The sequence below is a fragment of the Desulfovibrio sp. genome (assembly GCF_034006445.1).
Lineage (GTDB): Bacteria > Desulfobacterota > Desulfovibrionia > Desulfovibrionales > Desulfovibrionaceae > Desulfovibrio.
The window spans coordinates 1-26,917 of record NZ_JAVESS010000006.1 but is presented as its reverse complement, the minus strand read 5'-3'; the positions used below and the strand labels follow the sequence as shown (position 1 = coordinate 26,917).

Genomic DNA, 26,917 nt, shown 5'->3' with positions numbered 1-26,917 from the left:
ATCTGCGCAAATTGGCATAACCCTCCAACTTTTTGTGAAATAATCGCCACTTGCACAGAGTGGCGAAGTGAGATAAGGCTGTTAACACTCCTTTTACTATTTTTTTCACGATCTGGTATGGATGTGATACCACATAGAGAAGAGGCGTAAACGGGGCCAAGCACAGTGCTGGCCTGAAAGACCCGCAAACTACGGGGCGAATTATGACGGAATCCTTGTTCTCGGCTGGCGGACGGCTTGTGCCGCTTCTGGTGGGTATGGCCCTCATGCTGTATGCTGCGGCTCAAGCCGTGCGCCAGCGTAAGGACCCTCGCCGCCTGATCCTCTGGGGCGCCCTGCACGACGCGGGCATTGTCTGCCTGGGGCTCGGCGCGGCTACCGCCATCGGCGCCACCGGCCTGTGGCTCTTCATACTTTTTCAGGTTGCAACACGCGGCCTGGCGTGGACGGCCCTGGGCCGTCTCACCTCGACATGCCGCACGGGAGCCGCGTGTAGTCAGGGGCCCGTCCAGGCATCGCGCCTGAGCGGTTCCGGCCAGCGGCATCCCTGGACGGCTGCCCTGTTCGCTCTGGGTCTTCTGGCCTCGGTGGGCGGATCGCCCTTCCTGCTGCCCGAAGCCCGCCTCTTTATCAATGCCGCCGTCCTTGAGGCCATACCGGGCGGGCTCACCGGCCTGCTGGTCATGGCCCTGGCCACCACGGTCTTCATCTGGCTGTACGTCACCACTGTGCGCCAGGTGGTGCTGGAAGACGCGCCGGAAGATTCCCCCACGGCCTTCGGCCCCATGCGCGGCAAAGCCGGTCTGATGATCGCCCTGGCTGTGGCCGTGGGCGTGATGGGCGTTCTGCGTGGCCCGCTGACCGACCTCATCGGCGGTCAGTACGGTTTTGTGGCCCCCCACTCCCCCGTGCATCCGGCCTACTGGTGCTATTACCTTGGCGCTTTTGCCGTGGGCGGCGCTTTTCTGCTCCGCATGCGTGTCGCCCCCCTTGTGGGAACGTCCTTTGCGGCCCTGGCGCTCGTCACGGTGCTTGTGGCGGACGCCCCGGCCACGGCCAGGCTGTTCCTGACCATGATCAGCCTTGTGGCACTGGTGGTCTGCGTTTACTCGCAGGGCTACATTCACGGGCGGCATCAGGGGCGCTACTGGTTCTTTCTGCTGCTCACCTTCGGCTCCCTGGCGGGCATAGTTTCCAGCACGGACGCGTCCGGCCTTTACGGCTACTGGGAACTCATGACCTTCGCCTCCTACTTTCTGGTGGTGCATGAAGGGCGGCGCAGCGCTTTTGACGCTGGCCTCAAATACTACGTCATGTGCGCGGGCGGCGCGCTTTTCATGCTGCCCGGCCTGCTTATGCTGGGCGAGGGCTTTGTGCCCACCCCCGTGCTTCAGGCGGCCTTTGTACTTTGCCTCATGGGCTTCGGCGTCAAGGCCGGTCTTGTGCCCCTGCACTCCTGGCTGCCTGACGCCCACCCGGCCGCGCCGTCCTCCGTGTCGGCCCCCCTTTCGGGCATCATCACCAAGATGGGCATTTTCGGCATTGTGGTCGTGCTGCTCATGCGGCCCATGGTCAGCACCATGCCCGGCCTGTTCGGCCTTTCGTGGCTCGGCACCGGGCTGGTCTTCACGGGCGCGGCCACCCTGGTTCTTGGTGAAGTCATGGCCCTGCGCCAGGACGACATCAAACGCATGCTGGCCTACTCCACCCTGGGGCAGATCGGCGAAATTACGCTTGTGCTCGGCATCGGCACGTGGCTTTCCACCACGGGCGCGCTGTGGCACATGTTCAACCACGCCATCATGAAGGACCTGCTCTTCCTTGGCGCGGGCGCGCTCATCATGCGCAGCGGCAGCCGCAAGCTCAGCGATCTGCGCGGCCTCGGCCGCCAGATGCCCTTTACCGTGGCCTGCATGGGCGTGGGGCTTGTGAGCATTATGGGTCTGCCGCCCTTTGGCGCTTTTTACAGCAAATTCCTGATGATACAGGCCGCCACCGAAGCCGGACAAATCTGGCTGGCCGCGCTCATTCTCGCTGGCTCCCTGGTGGGTCTTGTCTACTACACCCGCATACTCAAAACCCTGATCTTTGAAGAGCGCCCCGACTATCTGCCCACGGTCACGGAAGCTCCTGTCACCATGCGCGTGGGCATGGGCGTGCTGGCTGCCCTCTGCGTTCTGCTCGGCCTTGCGCCGCAGCTCGCCATGCAGCTTGTGGCCCCTGTGGCTTCGCTGGCCTTTGCGCCCAACCCGCAGGACGCAGGCGTTATGCTGGCCATGCACGTGAACTGGCCCATCTACGTGGTCGTGCCCGTGTTCGGCGCTCTGCTGCCCGCCCTCTTCCACAAGAACCGCGTCATGGCGGGCAAGGTCAGCGTGGGCGTGCTGCTCGCAACGGCCCTGCTGGTTGTCCTGTTCGGACGCGGCCTCGACACGCTTTCTTTCTGCTTTGCCCTCATCGTCCCCCTGCTGGGCGCGGTGAACATGAGCTACGCTCTGGGCTATATGGAACACAGCCACACGCAGTGGCGTTTCTACTGCGCCTTTACCGCCATGTGCGGCGGTCTTGTGGGCATGGCGTCCAGCCAGTATCTGCTGAGCTTCTTCCTGTTCTGGGAAATCATGAGCTCGTGGACGCTCTACCTGGCCATCGCGCACGAAGGCGACAAGGCATCGCTGCGAGAAGCCTTCAAGTACTTTATCTTCAACGTCTTTGGCGCGGGCTTCATCTTTGTGGGCCTGTGCGTCATCGGCCCCTTCACGCCCTTTACCTCGCTGCTGCTGGCCGGCATGGTGCCCAACCTGTCCGCCGGGGCCGCCTGGTTCGGCATGGCCCTGCTGGCAGCGGGCTTTGTGATGAAGGCCGCGCAACTGCCCTTCCGCATTGACTGGCAGATGCACCCGGCCCTGGCCCCCACGCCCGTGTCCGGCTACATCTCCTCCGTGCTGCTGAAGAGCGCCATTCTCGGCCTTATCAAGCTCTTTATGCTGCTGGGCGGCGGATTCGCCGTGGCGGGCATACTGGGCGGATTTGAACAGAGCTCCATCAGCGTGACCGTCATGTGGATAGGCGGCGTCACCATCATCATGGCCGCCATTCAGGCCCTGCGCAGCAACGGCCTCAAGCTTATCTTCATCTACTCGACGGTGAGCCAACTCGGCTACATGGTGCTGGCCGTGGCGGCGGGCGGCGCGCTCGGATACGCGGGCGGCATGCTGCACGTCATCAACCACGTCTTCTTCAAGGATCTGCTCTTCCTCGTGTGCGGCGCCATCATGTTCGCCAGCCACAGGGAAAGCCTCAACGACCTTGGCGGCATCGGACGCAAAATGCCCTTTACCCTGGCCATGTTCGCCATTGCCGGGCTTTCGGTCATAGGCGTGCCGCCCACCAGCGGCTTCTCGTCCAAGTGGCTCATCTACCATGCCCTCATGGAAGCCGGGCAGCCCTTCCTGGCCCTGCTCTCGCTCATCGGCAGCGTGCTGACCATGGCCTATATCGCCAAATTCCTGCACGCGGCCTTTTTGGGCCAGCCCGCACAGGACCTTGACGATATCAAGGAAGTGCCCCGCATCATGCGCGTCCCCATGGGCATTCTGGCCGCAGGCTGCGTGCTGACGGGCATCTTCCCCGGTCTTGCGCTGGGCCCCATCAATTCGGTGCTGCTGGAATACGGACTCATGCCGCTGAATGTGGGTCTTTCGGGCGTGCTTTCGGGCACTGGAGCCTGGAACGCCACGGGCATGTTCGTGATGATGGCCCTGGCCTTCACCGGCGGCTACTGGTTTGTGAAGCGCTTTACCCACCTGCGTGAAATCGATGTGCATACCTGCGGCCTGCCGCCTGAAACGGCCACCAGCCGCATGACGCCTTCCAGCATTTACGGTGGTCTCTCGCGCCTGCTCGGCGGCGACGACACGCCCAAGGAGAACCGCTCATGAGCGATACCCTGCTTGCCATACTGCACATGTGCGTCTTCCCCGGCGGGGCCTTTGCCCTGATGGTGGCCATGTTCTTCAAAGGACTTGACCGCCGTGTGGAAGCCCGCCTGCAACGCCGCGTGGGGCCGCCGCTGGTGCAGCCCTGGCTGGACATTGCCAAGCTCCTGACCAAGGAGACCCTGATCCCAAGGACGGCCTGCCGCCCGGCCTTTCTGCTGGCTCCTGTCTTCGGCTTTACGGGCATGGCCGTGTGCGCGGCCTTCATACCCATCGCCGGTGTGTACAACGGCCTGTTCAATATGGGCGACCTGCTGGTGATCTTTTACCTTCTGCCCATCCCGGCCATGGCCATCATGCTGGGCGGGTCGGCCTCCAGTTCGCCCTACGGCGCTGTGGGTTTTTCGCGCGAAATGGTGCTCATGTTCGCCTACGAAATGCCCCTGCTCATGATTTTGCTGGCCGTGGCCATACTCACGGGCAAAACCCTGGCTGGCGGCGCATGGGGAGCGGAATTCTCGCTCTTCAAGATCGTGGCCCTGCAGCAGCAGACAGGCTCCTTTGGCTTCAACCCGTCGATGATCCCGGCCTTTCTGGCCTACCTCATCTTTCTGCCCGGCACCATGGGCGTTGTGCCCTTTGATATTCCCGAGGCGGAAACCGAAATCGTCGAAGGCCCGCTACTTGAATACGGCGGCCCGCTGCTGGCCCTTTTTCAGATCACGTCGGCCCTCAAGACCTTCGTGGTTCTGGGGCTGGGGGTTGCGCTTTTCTTCCCCGGCACCATATCTGAATGGTGGCCGGTCAATCTGGTGTGGTTCTTGTGCAAGTGCCTCGCGCTCATGCTGGTTTCGCTTACCCTGGTCAAGTCGGCCACAGGGCGTTTCCGTATTGACCAGGCGTTTCGCTTTTATGTGACTGTGCCCGCCGCGCTTGCGCTGTGCAGTCTGATACTGGTCTGGGTGATGTAAGGAGGCCGCCGTGTCGCTGGATAATATGCTCAAAAAACTTTCCGTGCGTTCGCCGTGGCTGTTCCGCATCAACGCCGGTTCCTGCAATGGCTGCGACGTGGAACTGGCCACCACGGCCTGTATTCCGCGTTACGACGTTGAACGCCTGGGGTGTCGCTACTGCGGCAGCCCCCGGCACGCCGATATCGTGCTGATCACCGGCCCGCTTACCACCAGGGTGCGCGACCGCGTGCTGCGGGTGTGGGACGAGATTCCCGAACCCAAGGTGACGGTGGCCGTGGGCATCTGCCCCATATCAGGCGGGGTCTTTCGCGAGGGATATTCCATTGAAGGCCCCATCGACCGCTATTTGCCCGTGGACGTGAACGTGCCCGGCTGCCCGCCCCGGCCCCAGGCCATTCTTGAAGGCGTGGTGCTGGCCCGGTCCATCTGGCTGAAAAAACTGGGCGTGGAGGAATAGTATGGCGGGCTTTCTTAAAGTCTTATTCCGCAACCTGCTTGAAGGCCCCAGCACCGACCCCTTCCCCCTGGGTGAAACCTTTACGCCCGATCGCCTGCGCGGCAGGGCCGTGGTGGACCCGGAACTGTGCATGGGCTGCGGCATCTGCCGCCACTCCTGCGCGGCGGGGGCCATCCACATCGGGCAGCAGCCCGACGGGTCGGGCTTTACCATCACCATCTGGCAAAATTCGTGCTGTCTGTGCGCCTCATGCCGCCACTACTGCCCCACCGGGGCCATGAGCATCAGCACCGACTGGCATACGGCCCATACACAGGCCGAAAAATACAACAGGCTTGAGCAGCACACCATCAAGTATGAACCCTGCGTTGCCTGCGGCGCGCTTATGCGGCCCATACCCAAGGTTCTGGCTGACAAGCTCTATGCCTGGAACACCGAAATTGATCCCGAGCTGACCCGCAAGCTGTGCCCCAAGTGTCGGCAGATTGAAGACGCCAAGCGCAACGCCTGCGTGCTGCCTACGGCCACTGACGACACCCCGGCGGCAACCGTCACTTCGGCAGTGCCCACAAAAGACTAGCGGCCTTGCCGCGGAGAACATATGCAAGAGACCATTCCCGGCAACGCCGCCGTCATTGAGGGCCTTACCGCTCTTTGTGCCGCTGAGGACGATGCCATACATCACAGCACCGACAGCTTCGGCAACGCCTATCACTGGTTCCGCCTGGGAACGCCGCGCATGCTCACACAGGGCGCGGAAATCCTCCGCCAGGCCGACGCCCGCCTGGCCATGGTCACGGCCTACAACCGTCGCCAGCTCAGCGAACCCATGCAGGAAGTCTGTTATCACTTTGAGATTCAGGGTGTTATTTACAACATGACTGTCACCCTCAATGGAGAATGGCCCACAGTGCCCTCCATCACGCCGCTGTTCGCCAACGCGGACTGGCATGAAAGAGAAATGATGGAGCTTTACGGCATCCAGGTCATGGGGCACCCCAACCCGCGCCGCCTCTTCCTTGATGAGGAGCTGGACGCAGGCATTCTCAACGAAGCCGTGCCTCTTTCCATCATGATGAACGGGGCCTGCACCACCGACCTGTGGGAACGCATCCTCGGGGACAAGGAGAAGCGGTCATGACCAAAACCTTTACCATGCCCCTCGGCCCTGTGCATGTGGCCCTTGAGGAACCGGTATACTTCAATCTGACTGTGGACGGCGAAATAGTACGCCATGTGGAACTGACCTCGGGCCATGTGCACCGTGGCATGGAGGCCATGGCCACCCAGCGCAACCTGATCAAGAACGTCACGCTCACCGAGCGCGTATGTTCGCTGTGCTCCAACAGCCATTCCTTCACCTACAGCATGGCTGTGGAAAACGTGCTGGGCATCACCATTCCCGCCCGCGCGCGTTACCTGCGCGTGCTGGCGGAGGAAATCAAGCGTATTTCCTCGCATCTGTTCAACACCGCCATCCAGGCCCACATCATCGGCTTCAAGTCGCTGTTCATGCACGTCATGGAAGTGCGAGAAATGATGCAGGACCTGAAGGAAACAGTCTACGGCAACCGCATGAACCTGGCCGCCAACTGCATTGGCGGCGTCAAGTACAATGTGAATGCCGAGCTCCTGGACTACATGCGCAACATGCTGGACAAGGTCGAACCCCAGGTGGACGAAATCCGCGAGATTTATGACTCCAACAGCATGGTTCTGGCCCGTACCCGTGGCCTTGGCCTGCTGCCGAATGAAGACGCCATCCGCCTCGGCGTGGTTGGCCCGGTGGCGCGCGGTTCGGGTCTGCATCTTGATGTGCGCAAGGATTCGCCCTATGCGGCCTATCCTGATGTGGACTTCAAAACCGTTGTGGAACAGGGATGCTGCATTCACGCCCGTACCATGGTGCGCCTGCACGAGATATTCGAATCCTTCGGCATTATCCGTCAGTGCATCGCGCGCGTGCCCGATGGCGAGGTGACGGCCCCCATGCGGCAAATCCGCACGGCCGAGGCCTGCGCCCGCTCCGAAGCGCCGCGCGGCGAGGTGTTCTACTACATCCGCACCAATGGAACGGATATGCCCGCACGGCTCAAGTGGCGCGTGCCTTCCTACATGAACTGGGAGGCCCTGGGCGTGATGATGCGTGACTGCAACGTGTCCGACGTTGCCCTGATCACCAACAGCATTGACCCCTGCGTATCCTGCACGGAACGCTAGAGCATTGCCAAAATGATGTGCTCTGGGCGGTTGTTGCGCGTCAGGGCTGAAGTGGCAAAGGGTGTAGCACATGCATGAGGCGAGTCTGGTTCAGGGGCTGCTGGACATCTGTCTGAAAGCCCTGGACGAGCACAATGCGGCCCACCCGGAAAACCGGGTGGAGCGCATCAGCAAGGTGGAATGCCAGCTTGGGCTCATCGCCTGTGTGGAAGCGCAAACCCTTGAGGCCTGCTTTGAACTCTTTGCGGAAGGCACCCCGGCCGAGGGCGCACAACTGCTGTTGCAGACAGCGCCCCTGCCCTGTCGCTGTACCGAGTGCAGCCATGAATTCAGCCTGACGCAACGGCATTTCGTCTGCCCCAGTTGCGGCGGCGAAAACATCCACTTCAACGGGGGCCACGGACTTACCCTGATGGCCCTGCACGTTGCACCCGAGGAAACGGACCATGACTGAACATATCCAGGTCGTACCCGACAAATGCCGCGCCTGTCGCCGCTGTGAAGTGGCATGTATCGCTGCTCACCACGGCATGAGCTTCAAGGAAGCCATGAAGCACCGCGACGAACTGGTGTCGCGCGTGCAGGTGGTAAAGGCAGACGGCTTCAAGACAACGGTGCGCTGCCACCAGTGCCCCCACGCGCCCTGCGTGAACGTGTGCCCTACAGGGGCGCTCCAGCAGGACGAAAAAGGGCGCATCATCATGCGCGTCCAGTACTGCGTGGCCTGCAAGATGTGTATGGCCGCCTGCCCCTACGGCACCATAACGATGGAAACCATCGGCATGCCGTCGGTGGACGGTGAGGACGGCGAAACCCTGGCCCAGCGGGCCCGCCGCGAAGTGGCCGTGCGTTGCGATATGTGCCGCGCCTGGCGTATGGAAAACGGCAAGCGCATCACCGCCTGCATGGAAGCCTGCCCTGCCCACGCCCTTTCGCTGGTGCTGGCCGACGGCACTGTAGTGGAAGTGCCCAAGCCGGAAAAGAAGGCAGTGGAGTCTGCCTCCGGCAGCGAGGCTGGCGCTGATGCGCCTGCGGCTGGAACGGCTGCGCCTGAAGCACCCAAGGTTGAAGTGGCCCCGGCGGTTGCTCCTGAAAATACCAAGGCTGATGCTGCTGTGGCTGTGGTCGCCCCTGAAACTCCAAAGGTTGAAGCGGCCCCTGCGGTTGCGCCTGAAACGCCCAAGGCTGACGTTGCTATGACGGAAGCGGCCCCTGTGGTTGAAGCGGCTGCGCCTGAAGCGCCCAAGGTTGAAACTGCAGCCGAAGCTGCGGAACCCGTTGTGGAAGCCGCTCCTGAAGCTCCGGCCGAACAGCCTGTTGCTTCTGAAGCCAAGGCCGATGCCAAGGAAGTTTCAAAGGGTGAAACCCAGGAATCAGCCCCTGCCGAAAGCGCGCCCAAGGCCGAAGCCCCTGCGGCCCAAAAGCCTGTGGTTCCTGCTGACAAAAAGCCTGCGGCTCCTGCGGCCAAAAAATCCGCTCCCAAGGCTGGCAAAAAAGCAGGCAAAAAGGGCGGCAAAAAATAAGTCGTCGGTTACATAATTATTGATCAGGCCCGTCCGTACGTAAGTATGGGCGGGCCTGTTTTTTTCGTGTTCTTCACGCCAAATGGCAAGTTGGAATGCTCTGTGCCCTGCGGGCAAGGCGGCTTTCACTTTCTTCCATTTGGGCCGCCTGCGCGGCGCGCGGCCCGGAGTTGAGGTTTTCGTGGCTGGCGCTCCGGGGAGAATAAAAGCAGGGCTTGTCCTTCGAGAGTTGGCTTCTGTGCCCTGCGGGCACAGCGGCTTTTCTTTTTATGTTGTTTGGGCCGCCTCCGGCGGGGGCAAGGCGGGGCCGGTTATGGGGCTGCGCCCCCTTCTCGGCCCCCCTTGCATCCCCCCCGAAGCACCCCCCTGGGGTTTTCCCGTTTCCGCCATTCCACGAGGGCTGCGCGGCTTCTGCTGCGGGAGCTTCCTCGCTTCGCTCGGCGATCTCCCTCCGCGCCGCGCAATGCCAACGTACGGTTTTGCCCTGGGCGAGAGATCGGTGAGGCGTCTCTTTGGCTGTGTGGGAGTCTCTGGGATGGCGGCAGTCTGCTGGAAAAAGGCACGTTGCGGCGAAGGACTTTGGTCTTCGATGTGGTATTTCTGTTGTGTCCAAAGAAGTCGACAGGGCGCGCATCTCCCCCCAATTTTGTCGTGTAGGCAACGTATCAAGGCAGCGCTGTTTCTCAGGCAGGGAGTGGCTGTTGCCGGGGGCAGCGTCATAAAGAACCGAAGCCGACACGTAAGCGAGGTTTGTGTATAGTCGACGTCTGATTCAGCGCGAAGGAGCGGATGGCATTGCGCGGCGCGGAGGGAGATCGCCGAGCGCAGCGAGGAAGCTCCCGAAGCAAAAGCCGCGCAGCCCTCGTGGAATGGTGAAAGATGGAAAGCCCTTAGGGGCTAACCCGTGGGAGTGGAGGTATACGACAAGCCCAGCGGGGTCGTCCGGGGGGAGTGCAGAGGGGCCTCGGAGGGGCGGCAGCCCCTAACAGGCCCCCATCTGCCCCCGCCGGAGGCGGCCCAAGCTAAACGAATAAAAAGCCACCGTGTCCGCAGGCCACAAAAACCGCCTCTCAAAGGACAGCCCCTGCCTTTTTCTCCCCGTAGCGCCAGCGCCGCAAACCTCATTACCACGTCGCCCGCCGGAGGCGGCCCAAACAACATAAAAGATAAGCCCCCGTGCCCGCAGAGCACAACAACCGCTTCTCAAAGGACAGCCCCTGCCTTTTTCTCCCCGTAGCGCCAGCGCCGCAAACCTCATTACCACGTCGCCCGCCGGAGGCGGCCAAAACAGCATAAAAGATAAGCCCCCGTGCCCGCAGGGCACAGAGTCTACTTCTCGAAGGAGAAACCCTGCTTTCTTCTTTTTGATGATCTCGCTACGCAAGTGCCGCTGCCATTACGCACCTTGTTCCAGCAGTGATATGCAGCTTCCGCAGCTCCCACACAGTCAGCCGGACGCCCTCCCTCTTTCATTCAGGGCGAGAGCCGACGCTGGCATTGCGCGGCGCGGAGGGAGATCGCCGAGCGCAGCGAGGAAGCTCCCGCAGCAGAAGCCGCGCAGCCCTCGCAGAATGGTGAAAGATGGAAAACCCTTAGGGGCTAACCCGTGGGAGTGGGGATATACGACAAGCCCAGCGGGGTCGTCCGGGGGGAGTGCAGAGGGGGCCTCGGAGGGGCGGCAGCCCCTAACAGGCCCCCATCTGCCCCCGCCGGAGGCGGCCCAAGCTAAACGAATAAAAAGCCACCGTGCCCGCAGGGCACAACAACCGCCTCTCAAAGGACAGCCCCTGCCTTTTTCTCCCCGTAGCGCCAGCGCCGCAAACCTCATTACCACGTCGCCCGCCAGAGGCGGCCCAAACAACAGAAAAGTAAAGCCGCCATGCCCGCAGGGCATACAAACTATCTCTCGAAGGACAAGCCCTGCTTTTTAGCCTTGGAACGCCGCCTGCGAAGAATTCCCGCCCGCCGCGCAGGCTCCCCACACACACGCAAGGAAGCCCGCATTTCCCAATGCGGGCTTCCCTCATGCAAACAGACAACCTAAAACTGTATTGCTGCGTGTTTATTGCGGCTTTTTTTCTTTTTTCACTGGTTTGCTCGGCACGGGAGCCTTACGAACAGGCTGGGGCTTATTATTCTGCGCACGCAAAACAGCCTTGGCATCAGGATCGCCATTCTTGGCTGCCAGATTATACCAGCGGTTCGCCTCGCTCAGATTGCGCGGCACGCCCGTGCCCTGATCATACATGAGGCCAAGGCTGTACTGGGCAGCGGGTTCGTTCTGTTCGGCAGCCTTGCGGTACCAGTCCACGGCCTTGGTATAGTCCTGCGGCACGCCACGGCCCTGCTCGTACATAAAGCCAAGATTATACTGCGCTTCAGCGTACCCCTGTTCAGCCGAACGGGTATACCATTGCAGGGCCTTTGCCGGATCCTGCGCATAGCCCCGCCCCTCGGCGTACATAAAGGCAAGGTTGTTCTGGGCCTTGGCGTGATCCTGCTCGGCGGCTTTTTCAAACCAGTGCGCGGCCTTGGTGTCGCTCTGGTTTTCACCACTGCCGTTCAGGTACGTCCAGCCAAGGGAGTACTGGGCAGAAGCCAGGCCCTGGTTGGCGGCGCGGCTGTACCAGTCGATGGCGGCGCTTTCGTCCTTGTTGACGCCACGCCCGTAGGCGTAGAGATAACCGAGATTGTACTGGGCCATGGCAAGGCCCTGGTCGGCCGCCTTGCGGAACCAGCGGGCAGCCTCGCGATAATTGCGCGGCACGCCATCGCCGGAAACAAGGGCCGTGGCCCATGAGTTCATGGCGCTCAGGTCGCCCTTTTCCGCCGCCAGACGAAAGAATTCCGCCGCGCGGGTGCGGTTTTTCTTCACGCCTTTGCCGTCCAGAATAAGACGGCCCATGACGTAGAGGGCTTCGGCATTGCCGCTGTCCACAAGGGGTTTGAGCAGCTTTACGGCCTCGTCAAAATCGCTCTTATTCAATGCGGCCTGCACCAGGCGCAGGCTTTCACCGTCATCGGCGCGGGCCGCGCCCTGCGGCAACAACAGAAACGAAAAACTCAGGGCCACCAGTAAAACCAGGGCAGATACACGAATTTGCATGTGTTACAGACTCTTCAGCGTTTGGATCCAGTAATGGTTCTCGTTGCCCTTGACCGTCAAGGCCTGAAGGGCGCAAAAAGCGCGGCGGGCGTCCTGCACGGCTGTGCGGCTCCACCATGCGCGCGGGTCTTCCCAAACTTCCGCAGCCTTGGCGGCGGCTTCTTCCGGCGTGGCAAACAGTATGCCCGCACGGGTCAGCACGTCCAGCAGGGCGTCACTTTGCGGAGTCACGGGCCAGACATCTCGCCTCCAGTACAGAATGGTGGGCACATTGGCCACCAGGGCCTCAAGGGTTGTTGTACAGTTGTGGTCAACAACCAGCAGACGGCAGGAAAGCAGTTGGGGCTGCAAAGGCCCGGTGGACAACCGCACCTGGGGGATGCGCTCCAGCAGCCAGTCCGCGTCGCGCAGGGAGCCCGGCAGCGTGAAATAGGGCCGGTACTGCGAGCAGCTTTGCAATGTCCGCCCCAAAGCCTCAAAGAAGCGCAGCTTGTCGCGCCGGTATTCCACCAGTTGCAGGGGGGTCGGATGGGCATCCAGCCTGTAACCGTAGCCCGGCATTTCCGTGCCCACCAGCAAGAGCGTATACCCGTCCTGCCCGTGCCAGCGCTTTTTGAGGCGCGCCAGCTGCGGATAAGGCTCGGGAATGAAATTTCCCCGGCTGCTGCCGTGTTCGCTCCAGCCCCAGGTGGCAAAGGCATGCTGCGCATATTCCACCATGGCCGTGTCGCAGGCGCAGCGCACCTGACCGTAATTGCCGCCGTGCTGCACATACATGAGCCTGTGCCCGCGCCCGCGCCAGACGGCCAGCTTTTGCCGGTACTCGGCATCTTCATACGCCAGCACGCTGGGCACGCGCAACCGGGGCCCAAGCAGACTGGCGCTCAGGCTTCCTGGATGACGCAGCGCACGCAGCGATTCGGGCATACCCGCACGATACAGGGCCATAAGATCGAGGCATTCCGGCAGACCCGCGTCCATGCCAGTGGCAGCCTTGCCGTAAGAAGACAAAGGCTGGGACTGATCCTGCCCCCGGCTCCTGTGCAGCAGCGACAGCGAAAAGCGCAGGCTCTGCTTCCAGCTTAGTCCCTTGAGCCTGGGGAAAGGCAGGCGCAGCATGGCCTTGCGGGCCATATGGAGCAAGCGGGCCTTGCCGCTGGGGCGCTCCTCCGCTCCGTACTCACGCCGCACGGGCGGCAGGTATTCGTATGTCCATTTTTCGGGCCAGCCGTCGTGAAAATACGCTTCAAAAAGACGCGAAAACAGCCAGTGGTTGAAGGAATGACCAAGGGCGCCGTGCAGCGTGAAATCCGGCTCCGTCCAGAAGACGAAATGGCTGTCCGGTGGCAGCAGGGGAACGTGCATGGCTTCCCCGCCCCAGGCCTCGGCCATGGCCTTGACGCGGCCCCAGCGCTCGACGATCTGCGAGGCCATGTTAATGGCCCAGGGAGCCAGCAGGGTTTCCCAGTAGGCGGCGGGCAGGTCTTCACTGTGGGAGCAGAGCTCCGCAGCCAGCGGAACGATGCTGTCCGCGCACAGGGCCTGAGCGCACTTGCAGGCATGCTCAACGGCATGCACGTCCGTCAGCGGCTCCGGCGGAAAAGTGAAACGCTTGTCCCAGGCGGGAAAAAACTCCTCCTGCTCCACAAAACACCACACCCCGGCGGGCCGGTGCGTCTCCGGTTCCACTCCACGGGGCATGCGCCCGAGAACAAGTATGCGGCTTTCCTGACTCATGATCAGGCCCTGTCGCCATTGTCCAGATCAGACCAGTGCAACACAGTGTCTTCATCCAGATCACGACGCGCGCGCATGCCGATGACTTCGTCATAGTTGCGCGGCGAAATGCCGTGGGCAGGACGCTTCCAGGTAAGGTCGGCGGCGCTGATGACCGTGCCGGCAGGCACGACGCGGGCCGTGACCAGCGAGCGACGGGCGTGGCGACGGGCGGGTTCTTCTTCCGGCAGGGCGCGCAGGCTCATTTCACCCACGCTGGTGAGCGTTCCCGCAAGGCGCTCAAAAAAGTGCCGCAGGTCGTGCTTGTCCATGGCATGATAGTGGTCGTTGCCGGGCAGGGTCTTGTCATGGGTAAAATGCTTCTCCAGCACGCGCGCGCCAAGCAGGGTGGCGGTTTCAAGAATATGCATGTCCTTGGGCAGCGTGTGGTCGGAATACCCTATGGCGTGCTGCGGGAAATGCCGCTTGAGCGCCGGAATCATGCCCAGGGCCGCGTTTTCGTCCGCCGTGGGGTAGTTGAGCACGCAGTGCAGCAGGGCCAGCTTGTTGCCCTTTTCTTCAATCCACTCCACTGCCTCCGCAATTTCATGCAGGTGCGCCGCGCCGGTGGAAAGCAGGATGGGCTTGCCAAAGTCGCACAGGGTGCGGATAAAGGGCTTGTTGGTGATGTCTGAAGAGGAAATTTTGAACACATCCATAAGATCATTGAGAAAATGGGCAGATTCAACGTCAAAGGGCGTGGACATGAAGGCTATGCCCACCGCGTCGCAGTGCTTCTTCAGGGCTTCAAACTCGTTCTTCCAGAAGGAATCGTGCTTTTTGAAGAGCTCGTACTGACTGCTGGTGGGTTCCTTGTTGGTGTCCCAATAGGCCGGGGAATCCTTGGAGGCCAGGGTGCCCGCCTTGTACGTCTGAAACTTGATGGCCTGCGCGCCGCCCTCTGCGGCCTCGTCAATCAGCCTGCGGGCGATTTCCATGCTGCCCTCGTGGTTCACCCCGGCTTCGGCGATGACATAGGGCACGGGAATGCGCGTTTCAGGGGCAGGAACATCAAATATGTCTATGAGTTTCATGCTCATTTCCTCACTAATGAAGTTTAAGTTTTAATGATACTCCCTTGTTGCGTAAAAGGAAAGTGCCGTAAAGGACAAGCTCTATAACAACCGGTAATAATTATAAATTTTTTTATCTCCACACCGCATGACAAAGGGCCGTCTGCTGATGGGCAAAGCCCGCGGCCCTTTGCCTTTGCCCCGCACATGCACTATACTGACCTGCTGTGGTGCATCACTGCCTCCGCCATCTCTACCGGGGCTTCTGGCCCGGCCATGGACAGATTCATGCAAAAAACAGTAACGGGCTATTCCTGCGCACTTCTCGCTGTTGTCATCTGGTCTGGCAATTTTGTGGTGGCCAGAGCCGTTGCCGGACTCATCCCCCCCTGGCAATGCAATTTCTGGCGCTGGTTCATCGCCCTGCTCGTTTTGCTGCCTTTTGCCAAAAGGCACTGGCACACGGACTGGCCCGCCATCAAGAAAAACTGGCGCGGTCTTTCCCTGCTGGGCATTCTTGGCGTGACGCTGCTCAACACCCTCATCTACAAGGCCGGGCAGACCACGGAAAGCATCAATATGGCTTTGCTGGTTCCCACGGCTCCCATAGTCATTCTCCTGCTCTCGCGCATTCTTTACGCCGAACCCATCTCGCCGCGCCGCATGGCGGGCGTGCTGGTGGTGCTGGTGGGCGTGGGCATTCTGGTCAGCCGTGGCGACTGGGGCAGGCTGGCCCACCTGCGCTTTAACGAGGGCGACCTCTGGTCCCTCGGCGGCGTGCTGTGCTTTGGCCTCTACTCCCTGTTCATCCGGCAGCGCAGCACCGACATTTCGCCCATCGGCTTCAGTCTTGCCACCTTTGCCCTGGGGCTGCTGTATTCACTGCCGTTCACGGCCATCGAGGCGGTCATGCTGCCCACGCCCCACCTGTCCACGCCGCTGGTCATCAGCATGCTGTATACGGGCATCGGCTGCTCGGCCCTGTCGTTCTGGCTGTGGACTATGGCCATTGACCACATCGGCCCGGTGCGCGCGGGCATGGTCTATTACAGCCTGCCCGTTTTTGCGGGCATAGCCGCCAAGCTCATTCTCGACGAAACAGTGACACCCGCGCAGATGGTGGGCGGCGCGCTGGTCATTACCGGCATCATTGTGGCCACGGTGGTCATGCCCCAGCGCCACAAGACAGACACCCTGCAACAGCGGCCCTGACCGCCAAGGAACGTACCCATGAGCAATAAACCCGTACAAATCGTGCTGGCCACCCATAATGCGGGCAAGGTGCGCGAACTGGCCGATCCCCTGGCGCAGTTCGGCGTTGACGTTCTTGGCCTGGAGTTCTTTCCCACCATTGGCGAGATTGACGAAACAGGCACCACCTTTGAAGAAAACTCCTGCATCAAGGCCCGCGAAGTGGCGCGCCTGACGGGGCTTATCAGCATTGCCGACGATTCGGGGCTGGAAGTGGACGCCCTTGACGGCAGGCCGGGCGTCTATTCGGCCCGCTACTCGGACGATTGGGAAAGCCTGCCCGGCGAAAGCCGCGACGTGCGCAACATCCGCAAGCTGCTGCACGAACTGGCAAATGTGCCGGAAGAAAAAAGGGGGTGCCGCTTTGTGAGCAGCATGGCCTGCGTGCGCCCCGACGGCGCGGAAATGGTGGTGCGCGGCGTTTGGGACGGCCGCCTGCTTACCGCGCCGCGCGGCGAGAACGGCTTTGGCTATGACCCTGTTTTTTTTGACGCCGTGGTCGGCAAAACCGCTGCCGAACTCACCAGGGATGAAAAAAACGCCCGCAGCCATCGCGGCAACGCCCTGCGCGCCCTGCTGGCAAAATGGCAGGACTTCATGGGCGCGTAGCGGGCCCGGCAGTTTGCCACCCTTTTGATGTAACACCGTGAGTACAGAAGCCATGCCATTTCATACGCCACAAGCCCAGCCGCCAAACCCGCAGCAGGGTCAGCAGCCAAACCTGCAGCAGGGCCAGCCCCACGCAGAGGCAGGCGCGCCCCTGCTCCGCCTGGACGACCTTTCCATCACCTTTCAGACGGACGACGGCCCCCTGCCCGCCGTGAGAAATGTGAGCTTCAGCCTGCCCCACGGGCACACCACCTGCCTTGTGGGCGAATCCGGCTGCGGCAAAAGCCTCACCGCCAGGGCCATCTTGCGCCTCACGCCTGACAACGCCCGTCTGGACGGCAGCATCGTGCTGGACGGGCAGGACGTCTTGCGCCTGCCCCCCCGCGATCTGCGAAACATCCGTGGGCGGCGGGCCGGTATGGTCTTTCAGGAGCCCATGACCTCGCTGAACCCCGTGCTCAAGGTTGGCGAACAGGTGGCGGAACCCCTGCGCCTGCACATGGGGATGCACCGCGCCCAGGCACGCGAGGAGGCCATATCCCTGCTGGCCGAGGTGGGCATTCCCTCGCCGGAAAGCCGCTATGACGACTACCCGCACCAGCTTTCGGGCGGCATGCGGCAAAGGGTCATGATTGCCATGGCCCTGGCCTGCCGACCCGACCTGCTGCTTGCCGACGAACCCACCACGGCGCTGGACGCGACCATCCAGGGGCAGATTCTGCGCCTCATGCGCGCCCGCAGCCAGGAGCGCGGCATGGCCGTGCTGCTGATCACCCATGATCTGGGCGTTGCCGAGCAAATGGCCGACACCATTGGCGTCATGTACGCCGGGCGACTGGTGGAATACGCCCCGGCCCGCAATCTTTTCGCGCATCCGCTGCATCCCTACACGCAGGGCCTGCTCCGCGCCGCGCCCAATGCCCGCTCCAGAGAACTCCACCGCCTGCCGACCATTCCGGGCAGTGTGCCTTCACTGCGCTCAATGCCGGGGGGCTGCCCCTTTCACCCCCGCTGCGACCAGGCCATGCCCCTTTGCCGTGAAAAAATGCCTCCGACCATTACCGTGCGCCAGCAGCATAACACGGCCTGCTGGCTGCACCAGAACCCCGCGTGAGCAGGGGCCAGGAATGTCGGCCAGAGGCTGGCGGCAGGGATTGGTGAATGTTGAGATACTTTGTGGGGGAGGGACCCTTTTGTAAAAGGGTCCCTCCCCCACACCCCCTCCCCCTAAAACTTTTATAGTTTTAGAGCGGTTTCACTAGCGATCCTGTCGGCAGCCGTCAGGCGACGAAGAAGCCTTACGGCTGTTGCTTGAAATTGCTCTGGCGATGCGTGAACAGACGCCCGCCACGAATGGCAAAGCAACCGCATAGTCCTCAGGGCAGCCGCAGCATGAAATTGCCTACAGGGTGACCACAGGCTTGATAAGGTCGCGCGGCTTGTCCTTCATGAGCATCAGGGCCTCTTCCATCTTGTCAAAACCGTGGAAGCGGTGCGTAATCAGCGGCGCGACGTCAAGACGACCCACCGCGAGCATGCTGGCCAGCTTTTGCATGCGCAAACGCCCGCCGGGCATGAGCCCCCCGGCAATGGTCTTGTGCCCCATGCCGCAGCCCCACGCCGCGCGCGGAATCCTCACCGAATCCCCCGAACCCAGATAGTTGACGTTGCCGATACGGCCGCCAGGCTTGAGCGCCTTGATCACGTCGGCAAAGGTATCCACATCGCCGCCCGCTATAATGGCCTTGTCCACGCCCTGGCCGCGCGTGAGACTTGCCACTTGCGCCCCCAAATCTCCCTGCCGGTAATCAATGATTTCTGTGGCCCCGTATTTTCTGGCGGCCGCAACGCAGACGGCCCGCGAACCCACCGCGTATATCCTGCCCGCACCGCGCAGGGCCGCCCCCGCCACAGCCATGAGCCCCACGGGGCCTACGCCCACGACCAGCACGGAATCCCCGTACTGCACGTCCGCCAGTTCAGCGCCGTGCAGACCCGTGGGCACCATGTCGCTCAACATGACTGCCTCGGCGGGATCCATGTCTGAAGGCAAAAGGGCGAGGTTGCCATCCGCATCATTGACGTGAAAAATCTCTGCAAACACGCCGTCCTTGAAATTGGAAAACTTCCACCCTGCCAGCATGCCGCCGGAGTGCATGGAGTAGCCGCCCTGGGCTTCCAGCGAGTTCCAGTCAGGCGTGATGGCGGGCACAATGACCCTGTCGCCGGGCTTGAAATCGCGGACCAGAGAGCCCACTTCCACGACCTCGCCCACGGCTTCATGCCCAAGGATGAGATCCCGCCTGTCGCCCAGGGCCCCCTCCCATACAGTATGCACGTCAGACGTACAGGGTGCCACCGCCAGGGGCTGAACCAGCGCGTCCAGGGGGCCGCACCTGGGGGCGTCTTTCTCAATCCAGCCAACGGCGTTCAGCCGAAGCATCGCTAAACCTTTCATTATACACTCCTTTGGCGTGAGCCACGGAATTTCAGTTGGTTGCGTATTCAATCTACCTGCCCTGGCTGACAATTCCAAGTTATTTTTTTCACATTTAATTTTTATCAATAATTCAAGTGTCATATATAAACATATCTTTACACTATGCAAAAGGTGATTAATTGAGTAAACAGGAAGCCGCAAAGGGTACAGCACACCCATAAGGGGCGTCACACGTATCCGCCTTCAGGAGTGGACAGCAAACGCTGGCCCTTTCGAATTATCTGGCGGAGCGATATATCGTCTGGCCTTTTTTTGCCCTTAGTTGGTATTGATAACTAACAGCACTGAATACTTGAAACTTTTGCTTGCACAACTGCAAAAACCGCATAGCGCAGTCATCATTATTCTATATTATATAGAATAATGCTATGCAATTGTTGTTTGTGCAAAGCAAGTTTCATGTAATATTATTCTGAGCTTCTATTCATTGCTGCCTACAGATACCAACATTTTTGCAGCAAAGCCGGACTATCACAAAATATATGAAAATATGTAAAGGTGGATACATCAATGAAACTCAGCAGTAAAATGATCCTGTCCTTCTGTGGGGTCATTCTCATCATGCTCGCCCTTTCCGGGGTCTCCATGAAAAACCTGTCTGACATCAATAATACTATTGAAGAAGTGGATAAATCATGGTTGCCTTCTGTCATCGCCATTCAGGGCATGAACCAGCAACTCTACGCCGTGCGCGCCGATCTTTTGACCATGATGCTGCACGAGCAGCCCGACGAAATTGCGTATTACAAGGATCGCATTACCCTGACCCTGAAGGGTCTGCGAGAAAATGGCGACAAATACAAAGCCCTGCTTGCCACTCACGGCACCGCTGCCGACGCCAGAGACAGGCAACTTTTTGAAGAGATCATTACTTCCCTGAATACCATATCCGGTATTCGCGGCAGAATCGTCGATATGGTGGACAAGAGCGACCATGGACAGGCCCTTGCCATTTACGACAACGAGTACCGCCCCCTTTTCAGAAAGCTCATGGGCCTGTTTGACGAAATCGTGATCCTGAACGTCAAGGGCAGCAGCGACGCAAGCCACAATGCCTTCAACATTGTCGAAACTTCGCGGACTACGACAATTCTTCTGGCCCTGGCCGGCATTGTTATCAGTGTTTTACTGATCTTTTTCCTCACGCGCTCTGTCAACAGGCAGTTGGGCAAGGACCCCGGCGAACTGAATATCCTCGCCAGGCGCGTTGCTGACGGCGACTACAATGTGGACGACGGCAAGGCCAAGACAGGCGTGTTCGCCTCGCTCGTGGTCATGGTCGACGCCTTGAAGCAGCATATTGAAAACGCCAGACTTGAATCCGCCAATGCCCAGGAACAGTCCAGAAAGGCCATGGAGGCTATGGAAAAGGCCGAAGCCGCCAGCGCAGAGGCCAGGCAGAAAACCCAGGCCATGCTTCAGGCCGCCGAAAGGCTTGAAGAGGTCGCCCAGGTGGTGAGCACGGCTTCAACCCAGCTTTCAGCGCAGATCGAGCAGTCTGACCGTGGAACCGCCGAAACCTCGCAACGGTTGACGGAAGCTGCCACTGCCATGAACGAGATGAACGCCACGGTGCAGGAAGTGGCCCGCAACGCCGCGCAGGCGTCCACCGCCTCGGCCGAAACACGGCAAAAGGCCCAGGATGGCGCGGCCATTGTGAGCCGCTCGCTGGACAGCATCAACCATGTGCACCAGTCCTCCCTGCGCCTCAAGGAAGACATGGCCCAGCTGGGCTCGCACGCGCAGGACATAAGCCGCATCATGGGCGTCATTTCAGACATTGCGGATCAGACAAACCTGCTGGCCCTCAATGCCGCCATCGAGGCCGCCAGGGCGGGCGAAGCCGGACGGGGATTCGCCGTGGTGGCTGACGAAGTGCGTAAACTGGCTGAAAAAACCATGGCCTCGACGCAGGACGTGGGGGCGGTCATAAGCGCCATCCAGCACAGCACCGCCACCAGCATGGAGTCTGTGGACAGGGCCGTGCAGGAAGTTGACCGCGCCGCCGAGTTCGCCAACCAGTCGGGCACGGCCCTTGAGGTCATCGTATCCACGGTGGACGCCACCGCCGACCAGGTCAACGCCATTGCCGCGGCCAGCGAACAGCAGTCCGCAGCCAGCGAAGAGATCAACCATACCATCATCCAGATCAACACCATGTCGCTCCAGACGGCGCAGGCAATGGAAGAAGCCTCCAAAGCCGTGTCCGACCTGGCCGCCCAGGCCCACGGCCTGACCAGCCTTGTCAGCGACATGAAAGCATAACCGCAGGCGCACTGTCGCCCAAAGAAAAACGGCATGAAGTTTCTTCATGCCGTTTTTCTTTGTCAACACGGTTCACGCCCGTGCCGCGCGTGCCTCAGGGACGGATGATCTTGTCCGCCAGATCCATGCTTGTCACAATGTCCAGCATGTTGGACGTCTCGCCCACGGCCTTGGCTTCCAGAAGGCCGTAGTGCCCAAGGCAGGCCCCGCACACAAGGACGGATACTCCCTGCTGCGCGAGCTTTTGCAGCGAATCCAGCGCCGGGCCAGGACGGGCCGTCAGCTTGACGCCGCCGTTGACAAGCACCAGCCGCCACAGCCGTGAACCCAGCTCCGGCAGCGTGGCCAGAAAGTTCTCCATAAGCTTTGTGCCCAGGGTTTCGTCGCCGCGGCCCAGGGTTTCAGTGGTGATGAGCACAAGCGTGCGCAAATCCTGCTCTTGCCCGTCCCGCGCTTCAGGCGCGGCCGACACGCTGGCCACGGCATTGGCGGCAGCCCCGGCATCCACGGCAGCGGCGACGCGCCACTGCTGCGGCCCTTCCTGGGATGCGCTCACCGTATACCCTCTGCCCTGAAGAAAACGCTGCACGTTTTCCAGTGCGGGCTCATTGTCAACCAGCACTTCCAGGTGTTCCACCCCTTTATCCACAGCTGCACGGCAAAGGATGACAGGCTGCGGACAAGCAAGCCCCAGACAATCAAGAAACTGCATGATATCAACCCCTTTTGTAATAATTGGTTTTATTTACTTTTCCTGCGTTAAGCGTAATTATAAAGGTTCCGATAAGCAAGTAAACCAAGGCAGGTAACAATGGGACTCTTGCTGCAAATCATCATCCTGTGCTCCCTCATCGGCACGGCCATTGTCAGTGGCAACAAGGTCGCGCAATGGGCTCTTCTGGCCGTGGCGGCTCTCTGTGCGCTGGCTGATGCAGCCCTTTGGCTGGCCCACAGGGCCAGATCTCAAAAACTGCGTCAACGTGGTGATGCTCTTTTTGCTGAAGATAATCCCGCACGTCAAGGTGACGATGTGCAGCGGGCCGAATACTGTTTGACCCATTTGCGCGACGCTGAAAACAGCCTGGCTGAAGACGCCGCTGTCATCGGCGAACTGCGGGCCGAAGTGGAAAGGCTGCACGCAAAGCTCAATGATGTGGAAGAAGAAAAAAAGGACCTGCGCAGCAAGTCTGACCGTGGCGCCATGGTGCTGCACAAGGCGCACACAGTATGCAACAACCTGTCTTCGGAAGTGCGCGAACTGGCAAGCCTTGTGAACGATGTCAGCAAGGGCGTTCAGGTGCAGCGCGACCACCTCACCGAGACCAGCGGCTCCATGTCAAAGGTTGCGCAAACCGCCCAGGAATCCTCACTCAGGGTACACGAACTTTCAGAAAACGCGCAAAGCTCCAGCGCCAGCGCCGCCACAGGCGAACGTGAAGTGGAGGGCGCATTGTCCTCCATTGAAAAGCTCAAGGACACCATTGTGCATCTCAAGCAGGCCATGGCCGACCTTGGCACAAAGGCCAGCAACATCGGGCAGGTCATGTCGGTCATCAACGAAGTCGCCGACCAGACCAACCTGCTGGCCCTCAACGCCGCCATTGAGGCCGCCCGCGCGGGCGACGCCGGGCGCGGGTTTGCCGTGGTGGCCGATGAAGTGCGCAAACTGGCCGAAAAAACCATGGGAGCCACCAAGGAAGTGGAAGATGCCGTGCACGCCATCCAGGAAGAGACGCGGCGCAACGTGCTTACCGTGGACAAGGCCGCCCAGCTCAGCGTGGACGGGGCCGAACAGGCTTCGCGCGCGGGCAATGTCATGCGCGACATCCTCCAGTCCATCAACGATACGGCCGAGCATCTTCTGATCGTGGCCAGGAGCGCGCAAGAGCAGTCGCAGCACAGCGCCGACACCACCAGCGCGCTGGGTGAAATCCACCACGTGGCCGAACAGACCGCCCAAAATATGGAAACCTTCACAGCCGCCCTGCTCGGCGTTCAGAGCGGCATGGAAGAGCTGGACATGATTGTCAATGCTCTGGTTTCCGGCGACTACGAGCAGGCGACCTCCGACAAGTTCGTACAGTGGACGCCCAAGCTTGACCTGCACGTGCCCATGATCGACAAACAGCACAGGCTGCTGGTGGACTATATCAACGAACTGTACACGGCCATGGCCCATAACCGCACGGCAGAAGAGATGCAGGTAATCCTGCGCAAGCTGCGCGACTATACGGCCACGCACTTTGCGGACGAAGAAAAACTGTTCACGCCCACTGCCTATCTGGGCGCAGCCGAACATATAAAAATCCACAGAAAATTCGTGGCCAAGCTGGACGAAGTTGAGGATCAACTCAAATCCGGCACAGCCACCGTGAGCATGGACCTGCTCACCTTCCTCAAAGACTGGCTTGTGCAGCATATCATGGGCACTGACCCCACCTATGTGCCCTATCTCAAAACGCAGGACCTGGAGCACGAACATACCCACTAGAGCATTTAACACTTGAAATGCTCGTTTACGGCAGGCAAAAGCCTGCCTTCTCGCATTTCGTGGCAATGATTTTCGAGAAAATCCTTGCAGAACAGTTAACTCATTTCATTCGTTATCTGCTCTAGCGCGCTTTCACCCTGAGAACATGCCGGCGTTGCGCAAGCAGACGCCCGGCGTTGCGCAGAAACTCAAATCACCACAGGCCGTCCTGACACAATGTCGGGGCGGCCTGTGGCTTTACCTGGGGATGAGAGGAGGGTCTGGAGATCTGAAATTTTTAGGGAAACGCTGATTTATTCCGTTTGGCGGACTTGCTTTACTTTTTTAAAACAGTCGAGGACGGAAGAGTCCACTCCTGCTTGAAAAAAGATCGCGCCTTGCCAAACGAAATAACTGCGCGTTTCCGAGAAGCTCTTTAATCAGTGTGTCCTTAGAGCAAATTCACTTTAAAAAAATTCATCTGCTCCCGTCTGCGGCGCATGTGCCGTGTTTTTGCGCGATCGCGCACCGCACCGGGCGCGCCATAGCCCTCGCAAAAACGTTTACGGCGACCTGCGGCCTGAAACTCCGTAACAAGCCTTGCCCGGCGGCGAGGGCGCGGGAATGCAGCGCCTCTTGAACCGCCACCTATATGCAACACGCGCCGCCGCGCAAGGCGGCCATTCCGTCTTCGCCAAGAAAGCGGCGCAACTGTTTTTCCGGCGCGTTAAGCAGGTCCACAACCAGAAGCGCGTCCAGGGTTCCGAAGGCCCTGTCCTCGTGAAAGGCCGCTATGCGCCCTCCCAACTGCAAATAGTGCTTGAAGAGAATGGGCAGGCCGCGTCCGCCTTCCATCTGGCGTACCATGGTGTTGACGCCATTATACTCCATCTGGCGGGCAAAGGGCAGTTCACTGCGCAGATGGCGGGGTTTGCGCCCCCGCACCAGGCCCGCCAGGGGCGCATGCCAGTGGCGCAGCCGCAAGTGCCGCCACAAAAGGTCTACGGACTGGGGGCGGTAATTCAGCCCTATGCTGGCCGGGCCAAAAAGCGTGCGCGCTCCCCTTTGCAAAGCCAGTTGGGCAATGCCCTTCCAGAGCAGCATCAGCGGCGCGTATTCCTTCTGATATTCAAGGCAGACAAAGGCCCTGCCAAGTTCAAGCGCCTTGCCGCACTGGCGGAAAAATTCCGGGTCGTATCGGAAGAGCGAGGCCGTGTAGAGGCCGTTGCGTCCGCAGCTGGCGGCATCGTCGGGCCGCACGAGGCGCGCCCTGTACGAACCGGCCAGGCACTGGGCCTCCTCATCCACCAGCAAGAGGTGCTCATACTGGGGGTCATAGCGGTCAGTGTCCCTGGCCTTGCCCGTGCCCTCGCCCAAAGCCCGAAAGCTTTCCTCGCGGCGGCGCGTCACCTCGTCCAGCAGGAGGGGGCACTCACTGCCGTGCAACGCGTACACGCTGTACCTGCCTTCCCTGGCCAGAACGCTGCTTTCGGGCAAAGCCGCCAGAGCCGCCATGAAGTCCTGCTGATCCGCGCTTTCGGCCAGCGGCGTCTGCCGCTTTTCGCCTGCGATTTTTTGAGCAATGGCGCTTTTGCGTGCGGGAACCAGCGCCTCACGGTACATGCGCAAGCAATGGGTGCGCTGCACGTGATCAAGGCCGGTCAGGCTCTGCTCTTTCAGGGCTTCGCCCACCCGCAGCGTTGCGCGGCTTCCGCGCTGCCGCCAGAGAACGCGCGGCAGCAGGGCCGTGGCAAGACCTTCGTGCAGGCAGGCGGCGGAGAGAAAGAAGGGATCGGCGCTGGTCTGCACGTGCAGGGGAACGTATTGGACGCAGGACGGTTCCGCCCCGCTGCCCTCTTTTTGCCGCCATTCGCCAAGACGGCTCAAAAGCTCCGTCCAGGGCTGTTCTTCCAGTCCCGCTCCGGCGCGCCAGCGGGCCACCTTGCCAGCGGGAAAAATCCCCAGCGCTCCGCCCCGGCGCAAATGCCTCACGGCAACGCGCAGGGACGCGCCGTTGACTGTCCTGTCCTCGCCCGAAAGATCCAGAGGCAGCAACATGGGCGCCAGCGGCGTCAAATGGGGCAGTTGCAACAGCTTGGAGCTGGCAAGTATTTTCAGATCAGGGCGGGCCCTGCCGCACAGCGCGGCCATCATAAGCCCGTCCAGAGCGCCTGTGGGATGGTTGGAATAAAAAATGACCGGCCCTTCGGCAGGTATGCGGGCCAGATCCTCCCCGGAGCAGCACACATCGATATCCAGTTGCGTCAGGCTGGCGGCGGCCCAGCTGTGCGGGGCATCGCAGACAGGCAGACGCAGCGCGGCCCGTTCCAGAGGGGTCAAACCCGCCAGGCTGCGACCAAAGGCCCGCATCTGACGGTTCAGGTCGTCGGCCAGACGCCGCAGGGGTGAACGGCCGGGGCCGCCTCTGCCCGAAGGTTCCAGCCCCGATGCCAGGGGTAGGAGGTCTGTGGTTCCTTGCATATGGATCTCCTGATTGTTTGCCGTGTTCAGCAGAACCGGGCTTCGGGCGTGGCGCCTGCGTCAAATCCCGACAAAGGCCCCGACGCTGATCCCGATGCTGGCCCCGACGCCCCCCACGACGCGGACCAGACCGCTGGCGCGCTTTCACGCTGCCCCGTCAGGGGATAGGCCATACTTTCCATCTGCTGCTGGCAGTAAAGGCAACGAGTGGTGCCCGGAGCCGCCATCAGGCGCTCAAGCGGGATGTCGTCGCCGCAGTCGACGCACTGACGGGGGCCGTTGTGCTGTAAAAGATGCAAAAGACTCTGAAGGTCGCGGATGCGCTGGGCGCTGC

20 protein-coding genes are annotated in these 26,917 nt (G+C 60.8%); 13 read left to right on the top strand and 7 right to left on the bottom strand.

Going from position 1 to position 26,917, the window contains the following annotated elements:
• The first annotated feature begins 203 nt into the window (after window positions 1-203).
• From RBR41_RS07720 to RBR41_RS07685, 8 genes are all read left to right on the top strand, one after another.
• Window positions 204-3,941, top strand: a complete 3,738-nt coding sequence (locus RBR41_RS07720; protein WP_320352007.1) for a complex I subunit 5 family protein — start codon at window positions 204-206, stop codon at window positions 3,939-3,941.
• Window positions 3,938-4,909, top strand: a complete 972-nt coding sequence (locus RBR41_RS07715) for a complex I subunit 1 family protein (RefSeq protein WP_320352006.1) — start codon at window positions 3,938-3,940, stop codon at window positions 4,907-4,909. The genes RBR41_RS07720 and RBR41_RS07715 overlap by 4 nt, the downstream gene beginning before the upstream one ends.
• Before the next feature lie 25 nt (window positions 4,910-4,934).
• Window positions 4,935-5,369, top strand: a complete 435-nt coding sequence (locus RBR41_RS07710; protein ID WP_041724975.1) for an NADH-quinone oxidoreductase subunit B family protein — start codon at window positions 4,935-4,937, stop codon at window positions 5,367-5,369.
• A 1-nt stretch (window position 5,370) separates the two neighbouring features.
• Entirely contained in the window at window positions 5,371-5,949 is a 579-nt protein-coding gene (locus tag RBR41_RS07705) for a 4Fe-4S binding protein (protein ID WP_320352005.1), read from the top strand.
• Window positions 5,950-5,970: 21 nt separating this feature from the next.
• Entirely contained in the window at window positions 5,971-6,510 is a 540-nt protein-coding gene (locus tag RBR41_RS07700) for an NADH-quinone oxidoreductase subunit C (RefSeq protein ID WP_320352004.1), read from the top strand.
• Window positions 6,507-7,589, top strand: a complete 1,083-nt coding sequence (locus RBR41_RS07695; protein WP_320352003.1) for a nickel-dependent hydrogenase large subunit — start codon at window positions 6,507-6,509, stop codon at window positions 7,587-7,589. Before RBR41_RS07700 ends, RBR41_RS07695 begins: the two co-directional genes overlap by 4 nt.
• Window positions 7,590-7,659: 70 nt before the next feature.
• Window positions 7,660-8,043 carry a hydrogenase maturation nickel metallochaperone HypA gene (locus tag RBR41_RS07690; RefSeq protein ID WP_320352002.1) on the top strand — a complete coding sequence of 128 codons (384 nt, stop codon included), beginning with the start codon at window positions 7,660-7,662 and terminating at the stop codon, window positions 8,041-8,043.
• Window positions 8,036-9,112: a 4Fe-4S dicluster domain-containing protein gene (locus tag RBR41_RS07685; RefSeq protein ID WP_320352001.1), complete on the top strand. Its 1,077-nt coding sequence runs from the start codon at window positions 8,036-8,038 to the stop codon at window positions 9,110-9,112. Before RBR41_RS07690 ends, RBR41_RS07685 begins: the two co-directional genes overlap by 8 nt.
• 2,062 nt (window positions 9,113-11,174) lie before the next feature.
• Here the strand turns inward: RBR41_RS07685 and RBR41_RS07680 are convergent.
• Genes RBR41_RS07680 through RBR41_RS07670 form a run of 3 tightly spaced genes read right to left on the bottom strand, consistent with a single transcriptional unit; the run spans window position 11,175 to window position 15,028 of the window.
• On the bottom strand, window positions 11,175-12,218 hold the full coding sequence (locus RBR41_RS07680) for an SEL1-like repeat protein (RefSeq protein ID WP_320352000.1): 1,044 nt from the start codon (window positions 12,216-12,218) through the stop codon (window positions 11,175-11,177).
• A 3-nt stretch (window positions 12,219-12,221) separates the two neighbouring features.
• A complete protein-coding gene (locus tag RBR41_RS07675) occupies window positions 12,222-13,955 on the bottom strand; it encodes an LIC12162 family transferase (RefSeq protein WP_320351999.1) in 1,734 nt (577 codons plus the stop codon).
• A 2-nt stretch (window positions 13,956-13,957) separates the two neighbouring features.
• Window positions 13,958-15,028, bottom strand: a complete 1,071-nt coding sequence (locus RBR41_RS07670; RefSeq protein ID WP_320351998.1) for an N-acetylneuraminate synthase family protein — start codon at window positions 15,026-15,028, stop codon at window positions 13,958-13,960.
• Between the two features lie 267 nt (window positions 15,029-15,295).
• Here RBR41_RS07670 and RBR41_RS07665 point away from each other — a divergent pair, with 267 nt between their 5' ends.
• From RBR41_RS07665 to RBR41_RS07655, 3 genes are read left to right on the top strand one after another with little or no spacing between them, the layout of a single operon-like run.
• Window positions 15,296-16,219, top strand: a complete 924-nt coding sequence (locus RBR41_RS07665) for a DMT family transporter (protein WP_320352086.1) — start codon at window positions 15,296-15,298, stop codon at window positions 16,217-16,219.
• A gap of 18 nt (window positions 16,220-16,237) precedes the next feature.
• Complete coding sequence (gene rdgB, locus RBR41_RS07660; protein WP_320351997.1) at window positions 16,238-16,867, top strand: RdgB/HAM1 family non-canonical purine NTP pyrophosphatase; 630 nt, start codon at window positions 16,238-16,240, stop codon at window positions 16,865-16,867.
• A gap of 52 nt (window positions 16,868-16,919) precedes the next feature.
• Window positions 16,920-17,981, top strand: a complete 1,062-nt coding sequence (locus tag RBR41_RS07655) for an ABC transporter ATP-binding protein (protein ID WP_320351996.1) — start codon at window positions 16,920-16,922, stop codon at window positions 17,979-17,981.
• 288 nt (window positions 17,982-18,269) lie between these two features.
• Here the strand turns inward: RBR41_RS07655 and RBR41_RS07650 are convergent, their stop codons facing one another.
• A complete protein-coding gene (locus tag RBR41_RS07650; protein WP_320351995.1) occupies window positions 18,270-19,325 on the bottom strand; it encodes an NAD(P)-dependent alcohol dehydrogenase in 1,056 nt (351 codons plus the stop codon).
• Window positions 19,326-19,877: 552 nt separating this feature from the next.
• On the opposite strand from RBR41_RS07650, the gene RBR41_RS07645 reads away from it, so the two are divergent.
• Complete coding sequence (locus tag RBR41_RS07645) at window positions 19,878-21,632, top strand: methyl-accepting chemotaxis protein (RefSeq protein WP_320351994.1); 1,755 nt, start codon at window positions 19,878-19,880, stop codon at window positions 21,630-21,632.
• 94 nt (window positions 21,633-21,726) lie between these two features.
• Here the strand turns inward: RBR41_RS07645 and yedF are convergent, their stop codons facing one another.
• Complete coding sequence (gene yedF, locus RBR41_RS07640; RefSeq protein ID WP_320351993.1) at window positions 21,727-22,344, bottom strand: sulfurtransferase-like selenium metabolism protein YedF; 618 nt, start codon at window positions 22,342-22,344, stop codon at window positions 21,727-21,729.
• Between the two features lie 99 nt (window positions 22,345-22,443).
• Here yedF and RBR41_RS07635 point away from each other — a divergent pair, with 99 nt between their 5' ends.
• Window positions 22,444-24,123: a bacteriohemerythrin gene (locus RBR41_RS07635; RefSeq protein ID WP_320351992.1), complete on the top strand. Its 1,680-nt coding sequence runs from the start codon at window positions 22,444-22,446 to the stop codon at window positions 24,121-24,123.
• A 627-nt stretch (window positions 24,124-24,750) separates the two neighbouring features.
• Here the strand turns inward: RBR41_RS07635 and RBR41_RS07630 are convergent.
• Together RBR41_RS07630 and RBR41_RS07625 are read right to left on the bottom strand one after the other, a co-directional pair.
• Complete coding sequence (locus RBR41_RS07630; RefSeq protein ID WP_320351991.1) at window positions 24,751-26,583, bottom strand: lysophospholipid acyltransferase family protein; 1,833 nt, start codon at window positions 26,581-26,583, stop codon at window positions 24,751-24,753.
• Window positions 26,584-26,609: 26 nt separating this feature from the next.
• A partial coding sequence (locus RBR41_RS07625) for a TraR/DksA family transcriptional regulator (RefSeq protein WP_320351990.1) occupies window positions 26,610-26,917 on the bottom strand: 308 nt, incomplete at its 5' end.

Excerpts from the sequence above, each read along its gene's own strand:
- RBR41_RS07720 (WP_320352007.1), top strand. The coding sequence starts at position 204 with ATGACGGAATCCTTGTTCTCGGCTGGCGGACGGCTTGTGCCGCTTCTG.
- RBR41_RS07715 (WP_320352006.1), top strand. The coding sequence starts at position 3,938 with ATGAGCGATACCCTGCTTGCCATACTGCACATGTGCGTCTTCCCCGGC.
- RBR41_RS07710 (WP_041724975.1), top strand. The coding sequence starts at position 4,935 with ATGCTCAAAAAACTTTCCGTGCGTTCGCCGTGGCTGTTCCGCATCAAC.
- RBR41_RS07705 (WP_320352005.1), top strand. The coding sequence starts at position 5,371 with ATGGCGGGCTTTCTTAAAGTCTTATTCCGCAACCTGCTTGAAGGCCCC.
- RBR41_RS07700 (WP_320352004.1), top strand. The coding sequence starts at position 5,971 with ATGCAAGAGACCATTCCCGGCAACGCCGCCGTCATTGAGGGCCTTACC.
- RBR41_RS07695 (WP_320352003.1), top strand. The coding sequence starts at position 6,507 with ATGACCAAAACCTTTACCATGCCCCTCGGCCCTGTGCATGTGGCCCTT.
- RBR41_RS07690 (WP_320352002.1), top strand. The coding sequence starts at position 7,660 with ATGCATGAGGCGAGTCTGGTTCAGGGGCTGCTGGACATCTGTCTGAAA.
- RBR41_RS07685 (WP_320352001.1), top strand. The coding sequence starts at position 8,036 with ATGACTGAACATATCCAGGTCGTACCCGACAAATGCCGCGCCTGTCGC.
- RBR41_RS07680 (WP_320352000.1), bottom strand. The coding sequence starts at position 12,218 with ATGCAAATTCGTGTATCTGCCCTGGTTTTACTGGTGGCCCTGAGTTTT.
- RBR41_RS07675 (WP_320351999.1), bottom strand. The coding sequence starts at position 13,955 with ATGAGTCAGGAAAGCCGCATACTTGTTCTCGGGCGCATGCCCCGTGGA.
- RBR41_RS07670 (WP_320351998.1), bottom strand. The coding sequence starts at position 15,028 with ATGAAACTCATAGACATATTTGATGTTCCTGCCCCTGAAACGCGCATT.
- RBR41_RS07665 (WP_320352086.1), top strand. The coding sequence starts at position 15,296 with ATGCAAAAAACAGTAACGGGCTATTCCTGCGCACTTCTCGCTGTTGTC.
- rdgB (WP_320351997.1), top strand. The coding sequence starts at position 16,238 with ATGAGCAATAAACCCGTACAAATCGTGCTGGCCACCCATAATGCGGGC.
- RBR41_RS07655 (WP_320351996.1), top strand. The coding sequence starts at position 16,920 with ATGCCATTTCATACGCCACAAGCCCAGCCGCCAAACCCGCAGCAGGGT.
- RBR41_RS07650 (WP_320351995.1), bottom strand. The coding sequence starts at position 19,325 with ATGAAAGGTTTAGCGATGCTTCGGCTGAACGCCGTTGGCTGGATTGAG.
- RBR41_RS07645 (WP_320351994.1), top strand. The coding sequence starts at position 19,878 with ATGAAACTCAGCAGTAAAATGATCCTGTCCTTCTGTGGGGTCATTCTC.
- yedF (WP_320351993.1), bottom strand. The coding sequence starts at position 22,344 with ATGCAGTTTCTTGATTGTCTGGGGCTTGCTTGTCCGCAGCCTGTCATC.
- RBR41_RS07635 (WP_320351992.1), top strand. The coding sequence starts at position 22,444 with ATGGGACTCTTGCTGCAAATCATCATCCTGTGCTCCCTCATCGGCACG.
- RBR41_RS07630 (WP_320351991.1), bottom strand. The coding sequence starts at position 26,583 with ATGCAAGGAACCACAGACCTCCTACCCCTGGCATCGGGGCTGGAACCT.